We start from the raw sequence: 15237 nt of genomic DNA, 5'->3' as shown, positions 1-15237 counted from the left end.
TGATAGTGAATAATTTAAAATGCCTACTCTGAATAAATACCCCCACATGCGCATTTTTCGGCACCCTTGCGCAAGTGAAGTTGGTGTCCGATGACCTGTAATCCATCGGAACTTTGGAAACCGCATCTTACGGGCAGCCGTTTCCTTGTCTTATTTTTTCGCTGAATGTGATTCAGTGAGTTGGTTCGCCCATACCGTTTAAGATAGTTGGATCCCTAGTGATTCATTTTTATGACCAAATAATGCTGCCAACCGGTTTTGTTACAGCTCTTCATCGAATCGTATTCTGAAAGTAGTTAAAAAACAAGTTATTGCGCATAAATGAGTAATTAATTTTCCGAAATTGAAAACAAACACCCTTGTTTCATTCATTCTTAGCAAAGGTAGTTCCCAGCTCCGTAAACAATTTACGATGTGCTTTTAATGTCTCGTGTATTACGCAGACTACTCCGCCGCAGCGGAACGAGCGCAGATTTAATTTACATCAACTCAGATTTGGAATCATACTTACAAACACGACCCCATTTCCTTCTGCGTAATCAGCGGGAAAAAATGGGATCGTGTGCATTTTGGGATAGTACGCTCTCCGAATTTCCTTCGCGAATCTTTATTTCAAGCAAATTTCATTACTTTTGGTCTCTGAATTTTCATAGAACCAATCAGTATATAGCACGAACAGTATGATACCAGAAAATCACAAAGTAAAGTTTGCCATTCTTGGATCCGGACATATCGGGAAAAGACATGCTGAAATGGTTCGCAGAGATCCTGAAGCAGAGTTGGTTGCCATGATCGATGTGCATTCGATAGAAGAATGTGCGGCTACAGACTTCAACGTTCCTTTCTTCCAAACAGTGGATGAATTGTTGTCTTCAGGTATTGAATTCGATGTATTGAATGTGTGTACGCCGAACGGATTGCATGCCGACCAAGCTTTGATCGGATTGGAAAACAAAAAGCATGTGGTGGTTGAAAAACCAATGGGTTTGACCAAGGATCAGTGCGAAAAAGTCATCTTTAAATCGCTGCAACAATCCAAACACGTTTTTTGTGTGATGCAAAACCGGTATTCACCTCCAAGTGAATGGATCAAGGATTTGGTGGAAAGAAAACTATTGGGTGATATCTTCATGGTTCAATTGAATTGCTACTGGAATCGCGATGAGCGTTATTACAAGGCTGGTGGTTGGAAAGGAACCAAAGACCTGGATGGAGGAACCTTGTTCACGCAGTTTTCCCATTTCATAGACATCATGTATTGGTTGTTTGGTGATATCGACAATATTCAAGGAAAGTTTGCTGATTTTACACACAAAGATTCAACGGATTTTGAAGATTCAGGATTTGTAAGCTTTGATTTTGTCAATGGTGGAATGGGGAGCATCAATTATTCCACGGCGGTTGCTGATAAGAATCTGGAAAGCTCCATGACTATCGTTGGTAGGAACGGAAGTGTGAAAATCGGTGGTCAGTATATGAATGAAGTGGAAGTATGCAATATTCCCGGTTACGAAATGCCGGAACTGGCGCCTACGAATCCCGGAAATGATTACGGAGCTTACAAAGGTTCCGCAGCCAATCATCATTATGTGATTACGAATGTAATAGATACACTCAAAGGAAGAACTTCCGCAACAACAAATGCCTTGGAGGGGTTGAAAGTGGTGGAAATTATTGAACGCATTTATAAGGTAAGAAATGAGCAACTCAATTTACAATAAATTAGTAGCAAAAGAAGCTAAACTGGCAGTAATCGGTTTGGGTTATGTCGGTCTTCCGATTGCATTGGAATTTGCAAAAAAGATCAAGGTTGTCGGATTTGACATCAACCAGGCGCGCGTGGATATGATGCGTGCGAAGAAGGATCCTAGCAATGAATTGAATTCCAGTGATTTTGACAACTGCGATATACAGTTCACTGCAGATTTGGAGGACTTGAAAGATGTGCAGTTCTACATCATTGCAGTTCCCACACCGATCGATGATGCAAACTTACCTGATTTGCGTCCGCTTTTGGGTGCTTCAAAAACGGTTGCACAAGTACTGAAGAAAGGTGATTACGTGGTATTCGAATCAACGGTTTATCCCGGTTGTACGGAAGAAGATTGTATCCCGGTTCTGGAAGATATCTCCGGATTGGAATTCAAAGATGATTTCAAAGTCGGTTATTCACCGGAACGAATCAATCCGGGAGACAAGGAGCATACGCTTCAAAACGTGATCAAAGTTGTTTCAGGCTGCTGTGAGGAATCATTGGAGGAAATCGCAAAGACCTACGAATTGGTAGTAAGAGCGGGAGTTCATCGCGCTGCTTCTATTAAAGTGGCGGAAGCTGCAAAAATTATTGAAAATACGCAACGCGACGTGAACATCGCATTGATCAATGAATTGTCTATCATCTTCAATCGATTGGGAATCAATACCTATGATGTGTTGGAAGCTGCCGGGACAAAATGGAATTTTCTCCGTTTTTCACCAGGTTTGGTTGGAGGACACTGTATCGGAGTTGACCCATACTATTTGACGCATAAAGCGCAGCAAGCGGGTTATCATGCAAAGATCATCAATAGCGGACGCTACGTGAACGATTCCATGGGCTTCTATATCGGAAAACAGACCACGAAGAAAATTATCGCTCAGGGAAAACACATCCAGGATGCAAAAGTTTTGGTAATGGGAGCAACTTTCAAGGAAGACGTTTCGGATATCCGCAATTCCAAAGTGATCGATGTGGTGAATGAATTGAAGTCATTTCAGGTGAAAGTTGACCTGGTGGATCCACATGCTTCTTCAGAAGAAATGGAACACGAGTACGGAGTAGGATTGGTTGAGATCGGAAAAAATTACGATGCGATCATTGTTGCTGTAAATCACAAAGCTTACAAAAATCTGGATGAAACTTATTTCAAATCCCTTATGAAAGATGATCAGGGAGTTTTTGTAGACATCAAAGGAATCTATAAAGGAAAAATCAAGGACTTGGAATACTGGAGTTTGTAGTTGGTTCAAATGTTCAAAAAGGTTCAAAATTGCATTTAAACGCTTTTTCAATTGAATCGAACCTTCGTAACTTTTGAACGATCTTAAATAAGATAATAACAAATGATAAACTCTTAATTGAAATAAGGGTTTAGAAATGAGATAATAGGACATTATTTTGTTAAATAAAAAACGGCTTGTCCGTTTTTTTTCATTTTGTCCCGCTTTTGTCCCAACAATATAAAGCAACGTTCATCTACTTTTGGAGTTTATCATTTTAAAAGTACAGAACAATGATATTCAAAGGTCTCTCCAAATCAATCAAGCTGTGGGTCTTCATGAGCGTGGGAATTAGTTTCACGGGTTTTTCCCAATGCAATTGGACTTCTGTTTTTTATGACTCTTTCGAATACACGACCGTTATTCCATATATTATTCCGGGATCGACGTATCAGGATACACCGCAGACCTATCCGGGTTGTATTCGAACGGGTTCTCAGGGTATGTACCTGAACATCGTTGATGGTTTTGCCGGATTGATTTATAACCAACCGTTCAATAATCTTTGTGTAGGACAATCTTACCGCTTTTCTTTCTCTACTCGTGATGCTTGGTCGGGAAATAATAATCTGACTATTATTGTTAAGAATGCTTCAGGAGCTATTATTTTAACCCAATTTGTTCTTAGCGGATCTACTTGGAACGATATTACTATGATTGCCTTTACAGCTCCGACTACGACCATTTCATTTGAGATTATCACAAATATTCCGGGAGGTGCAGGAAATGATATTGGATTTGATGATTTAAGATTATCACAATGCCAACCAATTCCATTGGTATTTAATCATACTGCATGTGTGGGTTCGGGTGGAATTAATTTGTATTCGTTGTTTTCTGCGAATTTATCTCAAACCGGAGTTTGGACAGGCTCATCCGCATTGACGAATGGGTATTTAGGAACCTTTACGCCCGGAACAAATACAAATGGGTTGTACACATACACAATCGATGGTGTTGCGGGATGTGCTGATTCAAGCGCAAAGGTAACCGTTTCCTATGTAAATACACCGAACTTGAACCCAATTGCGAATGTGCAGGCTTGCCAATCGTACGTATTACCTGCAATTACAGGTTCAACGCTTGCGGGGAATGAAAAATATTATTCCGGACCAGGAGGAACAGGAACCCAGTTCAATGCAGGTCAAACGATTACAACATCTCAAACACTTTATGCATATGGCGGGATTACAGGTTGTTCCGATCAGGAAATGTTCACGGTTACGATCTCTCAGCCACCTTCTGCCGGATTTGATAACGGCGCATACTACTGTGGTACGGGTCCTGTAATCACCATGTCCTCCTTTTTATCTGCCGGATCTTCCACAACCGGAGTTTGGACTGAAACAAGTCCTGCTTCCGGAAACTTTAATGCTGGTACGTCGGTATTCAACACGAATGGATTAAATCCGGGAACATATACTTTCACATATACGGCAACTGGATCCGGAGGATGTGCAAACGATGCATCCAACTTTACAATTACGATAGGGAATATTCCATCAGTGAATCTGGGGCCAGATACGACTTTGTGCACAGGACAAAGCATCACGTTGAATGCAGCAACTTCCGGTCCGTATGATACTTACAAGTGGAACAATAATTCGACAGCTCCAACCAGATTTATTACAAGTGCCGGAACATACAGTGTAAAAGTTGGAAAGCTTGGAAGTAATCAAATCGTTAATGGTGATTTTGAATTAGGGAATACGGGATTCACAACGGCTTATACAGTTGGAACAGGAGGAACTTGGGGCTTGGTGTCCAACCCCGGAACTTATGCCATTACGACTTCTCCATTTCTGGCTCACAGTAATTTTACACCTTGCACGGATCACACAACAGCACCCGGAACTCAAATGATGGTTGTAAACGGATCAGGAACACCGGGAGTAAATGTGTGGTGTCAAAATGTACCTGTTCAAGCTAATACGGATTATCAATTTGGGTCTTGGGTTTCCAATGCTTTGAATGAAACAAACGTTGCTCAATTGCAGTTTACCATTAATGGAAATTTATTAGGTCCGGTATTCTCTACAGCAACAATTGGTTGTTCGTGGCAGCAATATTTCCAGGTTTGGAATTCAGGATTGAACAGCTCTGCTCAGATCTGTATTGCGAATCAAAATATCAATCCCGGAGGAAATGACTTTGTTTTAGACGACATTACATTTAAACCGATTTGTTATTCTTACGATACGGTTGTTGTTACATATAGTACCTTTCCAGTTGTGAATCTGGGACCGGATACGACACTTTGTGAAGGTTCAACTTTGGTATTGGATGCTCAAAATCCGGGATGTACTTATTTGTGGACCGGTGGTTCAACCAATCAGACCTTGACTGTGAGCAACGCAGGAACTTACCAGGTAACGGTAAAAAATGCGGCACTTTGTACGACAGTGGATGCAATTACCATTTCGATAGAAAATCAGAAACACGCAGGAAATGATAGTATGGCGGTTTGGTGTGAAACGAATGGAATTGTCAATCTGAATAATTTACTTTCCACCGGAACAACTGCTGCAGGAACCTGGTCGGATGTAAATGGCGGATTGGGGACCAGTTTGACCAGTGCCGGACAGTTGACAGTGAATGGGGCAATTGGCTCGAATTTACTGGAGTATGTAGTTCAGGGAACGTTTTGTTTGAATGATACGAGTAGGTTCCAGATTCAAGTGAACAGTCAGCCGATTTCCGTGAACCCGACCAGCCTTCATTTGTGTAATTCTTCCGGTTCCACAGTTGATCTGGATCAATACACAACCGGAGTTTTTCAGACGATCACGCCTTATTGGACCGAAACATCTGCAACTCCAACCAATCAATTTGATGCTCCTACAGGAGTGCTTGATTTATCCCTTTTACCCAATGGGAACTACGATTTTGCCTATGCGTTACCTGCGGATACGATGTGTGTGAACGATACGGTGAATGTGAGCATTCAGATTACTGAAAATCCGATCATCGCCTTTTCCTCCGATGTGATAAAAGGTTGTTTTCCCTTGGATGTCCAGTTTATCAATGAAAGTAGCTCAAATCCCGGTTCTGTGGTAGAATGGAATTTGGGAGATGGAACCATTTCTTCCAACAATTCGATTGTGAATCATCAATATACGGGCATTGATTGCTTTGATGTCACGTTGACCATCACGGCAGATAACTTGTGTACGACAACTAAGACAGTTACCGATATGATTTGCGTAGATCCTTTGCCGGTTGCCAGTTTCAATTACAATCCACAGCAGGTGTTTTCGATTGATCCGACTACCAATTTTGAGAACACGTCCTTGTTCAACGACCAGAATGTCTGGAATTTCGATGACGGAACAGGTTCTACGGAAGTGAGCCCGACTCATCAGTTTCCAATCGGACAGATAGGTAATTACAAGGTAGAGTTGATCGTCATTTCAGATCAGGGGTGCAGGGATACGACTTCCCGGATTGTAATCGTCAAAGACCAGTTGCTGTTTTATGTTCCAAATGCATTCACTCCGGATGGGGATCAGTACAACAACGTGTTCTTTCCAATCATGACGGCAGGATTTTCTCCGGCAACTTATGAGTTCTATATCTACAACCGTTGGGGAGAATTGATATTCGAATCCAAAGACATACAGGTTGGTTGGGATGGAACCTATGCAGGAAGCATGGTTCAGGTCGGATTGTACACTTGGGTGATTCGTTTCAAGGACGATGACAATGACGAAAAATTTGAGTTTTCAGGGCATGTAAATTTGATGAAGTAAAAGCATTTTTCTCTAAACAAGAAATAGTTTACATTTGTACTGTTACCCCTAGAAGAAAAAGACTTTGAAACAAAACCCCTATAGTTTAATCCTATTATTTTTTGCTTGCGTGCTGACTTCATTTTCTTTTGGAGCTAAACTAAGCGCAGATGAAGGTCTTGCAAAAATAATTTCAGAGCATGAGCTTCAAAAAGTTTCTTATGTGAAACTTTTTGAAGGTTACGATGGATCAGATTTTTCAAGTAATGCCGAATGGGATCGGTTCTTAAAAAAGCTTTGTAAAGAAGATAAAGTTACTTTAACGAATGAGTATCCTCAGCTGTGTTTTAAGATTGGAGCCCAATTATGTGAAGGACAAAAATACCGCGAAGCGTATTACTTTTTATACATTACTCTGCGAGAGGAAAAAAATGTTTACACTTCACAAAATTCTTATTTGGCTTCTTTCCACGAGACATTAGGTCAGGTGTACTATTTCTTCAGAAGGTTTGATCTTTCAGAAAAACACTTAAAAATTGCCTTGCATCATTCGCACGTTTCTGAAGAGAGTAAGATTAAACTATACAATACACTTAGTCTGATTTACAGAGATAAATTCGACAATCAAACCTCCGAGTGGTACCTTCGAAAAGCTTATAATCAGGCTGTCAAATTAAAAAATGAAACCTGGATGGGTATTTTGTCCGGGAATCTGGGATACATGGCTTTATCAAAAAAGGAAAATGAAAAGGCAAGAAAACTGATTGAATTTGATTACCAGACAAGTACAAAGAGCAAACAAAAGAACAGTCAGGTGAATGCTTTAGCATTACTGATAGAACTGGATTTAATGGAGAATCACTTAGCACAAGCGACAATCAAAATGAAGGTGTTTGATAGTTTGATGGTTAGTGAAACCAATTCGCAATTGTTGGGAGCTTTGTATCGCACTAAGATTTCATACTATGAGAAGTTGGGACAGTATGAACATGCATTGCGTTGTTTCAGAAAATACATTTCTTACAAAGAAATAAACGACGAAAGAAGGCAGTTTCTCAATATTCAGAATGCCGAATTCCAAATTGAGTTTGAAAAGAAGCAGGGAGAAAATATCATTTACAAAGAAAAGAAGCAGAAAGATGATCTGATTATTTTGGGGCTTTTTGTTATTTGTCTGATCTTAGGATTAACCAGCTTCATTATCATTAAGCAAATTCAGCGTAAACGCAAGCAGGATAAAGAGTTATTGAACTTGCGTGCTCAAAAAATGGAAGCTGAATTACATGCTACGGAAAGAGAAATGCGGGCTTTACTTTCAACCATGTTTGACAAGAATAAAGTGATCTTTGAGTTGCAAGAACAAGTAGAGTCCTTTGAAAAGACACAACATTCAAAAACAGACTCAGAGAAGGAAGCGATGTTGAATGATTTGCAATCATTTTCTCTTCTAACGGAGAATGACTGGATCGAATTTAAAAGGCTATTTGAAAAGTTGAATCCCGGCTTCTTTGATTTCTTCCATGAAAAATTTCCGGAAATTACTTCTGCTGAAATTCGTCTGGCAGCGCTGATTAAATTGAATTTGTCGAATTTGGAGATGGCGAGAACCTTGGCAATCTCTCCGGATTCTGTCCGGAAGACAAACTTGCGTCTAAGAAAAAAGTTAAATATCGAGTCTTTGGATGATTTAACCCGCTTTATCAAAGCAATTTAGTGTAATTTATCGTGCTTGAAAACTTCTGCGTTAAGCATTTCACAGAATACTCATTGTCCCTATTTTGTCTCACTAATCATTTAGTAAAAACAAACCGTTCTTCATAAGTTAGCTTAAAATTAAACTTATCATCATTTTATGAAGAAACTTACAACCTTAAAAATCCGGAATCGAAAGACCGCAAAAAATCTCGCATTGGGATTGATGATGTCGATGGGTTCCATGCTGACTTTTGGTCAAACATTTACAACTTCCATTGCAACCGGAACAAATACCAGTTCAAATTTTCCGATTACTTCCTACTACGGATATTCTTATTCCCAGCAGATTTATTTGGCATCCGAAATGGATCCGAGTGTTCAGGGGCAATTGAATAATATCACAAAGATTCGCTTTTATTATGCTTCCGGATCAGTTACCAATTCGGATAACTGGACTATTTACATGGGGAGTACAAACCAAACAAGTTTTACTTCCAATACGAATTGGGTTCCTTTGGCTAATTTGAGTCAGGTTTTTACAGGAACTGTTACGTTTCCGGCAGCAGGAAACTGGATGGAGCTTACTTTAACTACTCCATTCCAATGGAACGGACTTAGTAATATCGTCATTGGAGTAGATGAGAATCAAGGTGGTTATTCGGCATCCGACGGATATTGGAGATCTCAATCAACTTCAGGAAACCGTTCTATTTATTTCAGAAACGATTCAACGAATCCTGATCCTGCTTCTCCTCCGAGTGCAACGGGAACAAATTCTGTGGTTCCGCAGATTCAAATTGTACATGAGTTAGCACCTGCTTGCGCTGGTACTCCTACACACGCAACAGCAGTGGCTTCTGTTTCTACGGTATGTTCAAATTCACCAACGCCGGTTAATTTCAGCTTAACAGGAACTCCATTCGTTACTGGTTTAAGTTTCCAGTGGCAATACAATGATGGATCCGGTTGGGTAAATTATCCTACGGGAACTTCAGCGACACTTGCTACAGTGCCGGCAACTACAGTAAACGTAAGAGCAATTACAACGTGTATTGCAACAAGTGCTGCAGATACATCTGAAGAAGCATCAGTTGTTGTAAATACTGCTCCAACAATTACTTCTAGTGCTACGGCTTTGGCATATTGTTCGGGAACTCCGGCAACGGTTACGGTAAGTGGTGCAAGTACTTATGCATGGACTCCGGCAACTGGATTGAATGTCGCGAACAACGATACTGTTATTGCAAACCCAACAAATTCAACAACTTATTCGGTGATCGGTACGGATTTAATGGGGTGTAAAGACACAACAACCGTACTGGTTACTCCGGTTTCTAAAATTCAAAAAACGGCAGCTTATACTCCGACGGCACTTTGTACTCCGGGAACACCGGTTACCGTATCGGCTAATGCTTCACCTGCAACTATTTTTGGAGGTGGTGCTTACGAATACCGTTTTATTGCTTCTAATGGTTCCATTTTACAAGATTGGAATACAACAAACACGTATACTTTTATACCAACAGCTGATAGTGTTTATAAAGTTTATACTGATTTCAGATCAACTACTTGTCCGGATGCGATTGACTCAATCTCAACATCCATCACTGTAGGATTTGGAGCAGATGTAGCTGTTATTGATTACGATTGTATCAATTTGGGAGGTACAGTTACTTTGAACTCAATCTTTGGACAAGCAACTACAGAAACAGTTTACACGAACCCATTTGCAACTTTAACGGATGTTACTCCTTCTGTTGTTACTTTAAGTGGAAGTGCTGCAATTACAGCTGGTAGAGCAGTTTTGACTCCTTCTGCAACTGGAAGTAATGGATCGGTTACGATTAATGATCCGGCTTTCCATACAGGATTGAACAATGCAATGACTCTTTCATTTAAAATGACTGCAGATCAACCGATCAATACTTACGGAACAGGTGGTGCTGACGGAATTTCTTATTCTTTTGGTGATGATGTTACAGCAACAGGTAATCCGAATGGAACAGGTTCCAAACTAAGATTGTCTTTTGATGCAGCTGACAATAGCCCGAATGTTACAGGAATTTACCTGACTTACGGTTTTGCAAGTGGTACTATGGCACCTGGAAATGCAACAACATTAGTATACAATAACAATTCAAGTTTGTGGAAGATCAAGCAAGATGTGCAGGTTGTATTTACAATCAATACTTTCGGAAAAGCAAGTTTAACACTTGACGGAACAACGGTATTCGAGAATATTCAAATGCCGGCAGCATACTTAAACGCAAACACAACAGGATGGAAGCATGTATTCGGTGCTGCTACCGGTGGTGATGCAATGAGACAAGCAATTTCAACGGTTGTAATTACAGCTCCTTCATTGGATTTTGCATTAACAGATGAAAATGTTGCACCAACAACTTGGGTTGGAACAAATACATTTACAAACGTTCAACCGGGAACATACGATGTTTGGATCAGTAGCAACGGATCTACAGCATGTGCTAAGAAGATCGAAACGGTTGAGATCGTAAATACAAATCCACTAGTGCTACTTGGAAACGATACAACCATCTGTGAAGGTGAATCATTGATCTTGGATGCTGGTAATGCAGGAGCTTCTTATGTTTGGAGTAATTCTCAGGTTACAACTCAAACATTGACTGTGGCTGATGCCGGTTCTTATGTTGTGAATGTAACTGCTGCAAACGGATGTTTTGGAGTAGGTTCTATTAATGTGGATGTATTGGGTGATCCGACAGCTTCTTCGATCTTTGTTGTGAACAACATGCCGACGTATACGTTTACAATCCTGAATCCACAAAACGCAGATGAATATTCATGGGATTTTGGTGATGGATCAACACTTTCAAATGCTCCTGGAACAGTTTCTCACACGTATTTGACAGCTGGTCCGAGACAAGTGTCCGTTACGTTAACGAATGAGTGTGGAACGGAAACAGTGGTTACGACAATTGTAGTGACAAGTACTGCAGGAATTGCAACAAACGCGATTGAAGGATTGAATGTATATCCGAATCCTGCAAATGAGTTTGTAACAGTTGAATTGGCAAGTGCTACACAAGCTACAGGTTCTGTATTCAATACAACAGGATCATTGGTAAAAACAATTGACAGCTTCACGGCGAAAACGGAAGTATCTGTTGGTGACTTTACACCGGGAGTTTATTTCTTGCATATTCAAAGTGAAGAAAAAACAAGTATTATCAAGTTGGTAGTAGAATAATCAAACAGATTAAACGCAATTGCCGGGTTGTAATTTGTCCGGTAGTTTTTTAGGTATAATCTCAGTTTAAAGGGTGGTTCGTCAGTTGACGGATTCACCCTTTTTTATTGGGTTGAAGTGATCTCTCAATTCCCCTCATGAAAACAGGATCTAATGTTCTAAATTTGATTTCCGTTCAACGAATTGGTGAGTCATTTCTAAGTTTTTGCAAGCAAATAAGTCAACGGTGGAAATTCTAGTTTGCTTTGAGAAGTCGAAAGGGGTTTTTTGAAGTCAAATTCGCACAGTTTTTTTGATTGAATACGCCTGTTTATCTGGGTTTTAGGCTGTTTCACGAATAAATTCGAAATCAATCAATTGTCTCTTGTTTGTCTCCTTATTTTTTAGAAGGAAAATGCGCTAATTCCATAAGTTAGCCATAAAATTAAACTTATGACTAAACTTATTTTTAACAAAATGCGAAAAAGGGTTTTGTTTAGCAAATATACAGGTGTATTTGCCTTAACATTGACTTCCTTGTTTTCTGCTGCTCAAACCACAGTTACGGTTGGTACAGCAACAACGACTACTAACAATGCTCCGATCAATGCTGCTAATGCATTTCATTACTCGCAATGTATTTATAAAGCCTCCGATATCATTGCTGCAGGAGGAACCGGTGCAGGTACAATTTCAAAGATTCGGTATTATTTAGGTTCAGGTACACCAAATGCTAATTCAGCAGGGTGGACAGTGTACCTTGGGCATACAAACAAAGTAAACTTTAATTCTACAACAGATTGGATTTCTGCAACCGGTTTAACGACCTGTTTTTCCGGGACGGTAACTTTTCCGGGAGCAGGTAACTGGATGGAAATTATACTGACAACACCCTTTAACTGGAATGGGATAGATAACATTGTTGTTGGAGTTGATGAAAATCAGGCAGGAAGCGGATCTACTTCATTTTGGAGGTATACCGGTTATGGCTCTGATAACAGAACGATTTATTACAGTAATAACACCACAAATCCGAATCCGGCGGCACCGCCAACGGCGTCTTCCCGTGGTACATGGGCTCCGAACATTCAATTTGAATGGACAGCGATTGCTCCATGTAGTGGAACTCCGGCTCACACAACTGCAACTGTTGACGATGGATCAATTTGTCCCGGACAAGCAGTTCATTTCGGTCTGGCAGGATTAACCTTTAATTCAGGTTTCGATTTTGAATGGCAATACAACGATGGTTCAGGATGGCAAAGTTATCCGGGTTCAGATACAACCAATTTTTCTGTAACTCCAACAACTACTGTAAATGTTAGAGCAATTGTAACATGTTCAAATTCCGCAGCGCAGGATATCTCAGATGAAATTTCCGTGGTAGTAAATCCAAATCCGGTTGTAACTGTAAATACTGCAAGTGTAGCATATTGTGCAGGAGATAACGTACAACTGATTGCCGCAGACACAAGTTCTACAACAACTTTCGCTTGGTTACCGATTACCGGATTAAACGTTGCAAATAATGATACAGTAGCTGCGAATCCTACAACTCCGACAACATATACGGTCACAGGAACAAATTCTTTTGGTTGTACTTCAACTGCCACTGCAAGTGTAGCTCCTTTGTCCATGGTAACCCGTGCGGCAACATATACTCCTAACCAGATATGTGCACCTGGTTCACCGGTTGCTATTACTACAACTGTAACACCTGCTTTGATTAACGGAGGTTCAACCTGGGAATACCGATTTTTAGATAATGACGGTGTTGAATTACAAACATGGAATTCATCCAGTACTTTGAATTTCATCCCTGCTGCTGATAGCGTGTATACGATTTATTACCAGGTAAGAAGTAATGGTTGTACAGATGAGGTTGACTCATTGCCTCTGAATGTAGTTGTTGGTTTCGGCGCTACTGCAACTATTGTAGGATATGACTGTAATAATTTAGGTGGAACAGTTTCTTTGAACTCAATCTTTGGACAAACAACTACGGAAACGGTTTATACCAATCCATTAGCGAATGCTACAACCGATATTACAAACCTTACTTTTAATGGAAGTGCTGCAATCACAGGAGGAAGAGCAGTTTTAACTCCTTCAGCAACCGGAAGTAATGGATCGGTTACGATTAATGATCCGGCTTTCCATACAGGATTGAACAATGCAATGACCGTTTCATTTAAAATGACGGCAGATCAACCGATCAATACTTACGGAACAGGTGGTGCTGATGGAATTTCTTATTCTTTTGGTGATGATGTTGCAGCAACAGGTAATCCGAATGGAACAGGTTCCAAACTAAGATTGTCTTTTGATGCAGCTGACAATAGCCCGAATGTTACAGGAATTTACTTGACTTATGGTTTTGCAAGTGGTACTATGGCGCCTGGAAATGCAACAACATTAGTATACAATAACAATTCAAGTTTGTGGAAGATCAAGCAAGATGTGCAGGTTGTACTTACAATCAATACTTCCGGAAAAGCAAGTTTAACGCTTGACGGAACAACGGTGTTCGAGAATATCCAAATGCCGGCAGCATATATGAACGCAAGTACAACCGGATGGAAACATGTATTCGGAGCAGCTACCGGTGGTGACGCTATGAGACAAGCGGTTTCTGATTTGGTAATCACTGCACCATCATTGCAATTTGCATTAACAGATGAAAATGTTGCTCCTGCAACTTGGGTTGGAACGAGTACATTCACGAATATTCAACCGGGAACATACGATGTGTGGATCAGTACGAATGGTTCGACATCTTGTGCTAAGAAAGTGGAAACAATTGAAATTGAAAACCTGAATCCACTAGTGGAACTTGGAAATGATACAACCATTTGTGAAGGGGAATCATTGATTTTAGATGCTGGTAATGCAGGAGCTTCTTATGTTTGGAGTAATTCTCAAGTTACTACGCAAACACATGAAGTAATGCAAGCTGGTCATTATGTGGTGAACGTTATCAATGCAGATGGATGTGTTGGAGTAGGTTCTATTAATGTGGATGTATTGGGTGACCCGACAGCTTCTTCGATCTTTGTTGTGAACAACATGCCGACGTATACATTTACAATCCTGAATCCGCAAAACGCAGATGAATATTCATGGGATTTCGGAGATGGATCAACACTTTCAAATGCTCCTGGAACAGTTTCTCATACGTATTTGACAGCTGGTCCGAGACAAGTGTCCGTTACGTTAACGAATGAGTGTGGAACGGAAACAGTGGTTACGACTATTGTAGTGACAAGTACTGCAGGAATTGAAGAGCAAGGAATCGAAGGATTAAGTGTTTTCCCGAATCCGGCATCAGATAACTTGACAATTGTTATCCCTCAATCAATGGATGCTTCAGCAACGGTTTATTCAGCAACCGGTTCATTGGTTACAACGATTGCGAAATTGGATGCTCAAACAGAACTATCCGTGCAAAATTGGAACCCGGGGGTTTATTTTGTTCGTGTTCAAAATGATGAAAAAACAAGCACTATTAAATTAGTGATTCAATAACAATGATTTAGTATAAATGCGGGTAAGTGAAATCTTACCCGC

General features: G+C 40.3%; 6 protein-coding genes. All 6 read left to right on the top strand.

Features of this window, described 5'->3' with window-relative positions; all coding sequences use genetic code 11:
• Positions 1 to 680: 680 nt before the first annotated feature.
• The 6 genes from AAG807_RS07390 to AAG807_RS07365 all read left to right on the top strand — a co-directional run bounded on the left by AAG807_RS07390 (position 681) and on the right by AAG807_RS07365 (position 15195).
• The gene (locus tag AAG807_RS07390; RefSeq protein WP_341901998.1) at positions 681 to 1721 is read left to right on the top strand and encodes a Gfo/Idh/MocA family oxidoreductase; all 1041 of its coding nucleotides are present in this window, start codon (positions 681 to 683) and stop codon (positions 1719 to 1721) included.
• Entirely contained in the window at positions 1699 to 3000 is a 1302-nt protein-coding gene (locus AAG807_RS07385; RefSeq protein WP_341901997.1) for a nucleotide sugar dehydrogenase, read from the top strand. The genes AAG807_RS07390 and AAG807_RS07385 overlap by 23 nt, the downstream gene beginning before the upstream one ends.
• A 272-nt stretch (positions 3001 to 3272) precedes the next feature.
• Positions 3273 to 6788, top strand: a complete 3516-nt coding sequence (locus AAG807_RS07380; RefSeq protein WP_341901996.1) for a PKD domain-containing protein — start codon at positions 3273 to 3275, stop codon at positions 6786 to 6788.
• A 109-nt stretch (positions 6789 to 6897) separates the two neighbouring features.
• The gene (locus AAG807_RS07375) at positions 6898 to 8481 is read left to right on the top strand and encodes a hypothetical protein (protein WP_341901994.1); all 1584 of its coding nucleotides are present in this window, start codon (positions 6898 to 6900) and stop codon (positions 8479 to 8481) included.
• A 138-nt stretch (positions 8482 to 8619) separates the two neighbouring features.
• Positions 8620 to 11691, top strand: a complete 3072-nt coding sequence (locus tag AAG807_RS07370) for a T9SS type A sorting domain-containing protein (protein WP_341901993.1) — start codon at positions 8620 to 8622, stop codon at positions 11689 to 11691.
• Between the two features lie 432 nt (positions 11692 to 12123).
• On the top strand, positions 12124 to 15195 hold the full coding sequence (locus AAG807_RS07365) for a T9SS type A sorting domain-containing protein (protein ID WP_341901991.1): 3072 nt from the start codon (positions 12124 to 12126) through the stop codon (positions 15193 to 15195).
• Positions 15196 to 15237 lie beyond the last annotated feature (42 nt).

The sequence above is a fragment of the Fluviicola taffensis DSM 16823 genome (assembly GCF_943372375.1).
Classification (GTDB): domain Bacteria; phylum Bacteroidota; class Bacteroidia; order Flavobacteriales_D; family Crocinitomicaceae; genus Fluviicola; species Fluviicola taffensis_A.
This window is presented reverse-complemented; position numbering and strand designations above follow the sequence as displayed.

What these genes read in the sequence shown, in the direction of transcription:
- AAG807_RS07390 (WP_341901998.1), top strand. Translation starts at nt 681, where the DNA reads ATGATACCAGAAAATCACAAAGTAAAGTTTGCCATTCTTGGATCCGGA.
- AAG807_RS07385 (WP_341901997.1), top strand. Translation starts at nt 1,699, where the DNA reads ATGAGCAACTCAATTTACAATAAATTAGTAGCAAAAGAAGCTAAACTG.
- AAG807_RS07380 (WP_341901996.1), top strand. Translation starts at nt 3,273, where the DNA reads ATGATATTCAAAGGTCTCTCCAAATCAATCAAGCTGTGGGTCTTCATG.
- AAG807_RS07370 (WP_341901993.1), top strand. Translation starts at nt 8,620, where the DNA reads ATGAAGAAACTTACAACCTTAAAAATCCGGAATCGAAAGACCGCAAAA.
- AAG807_RS07365 (WP_341901991.1), top strand. Translation starts at nt 12,124, where the DNA reads ATGACTAAACTTATTTTTAACAAAATGCGAAAAAGGGTTTTGTTTAGC.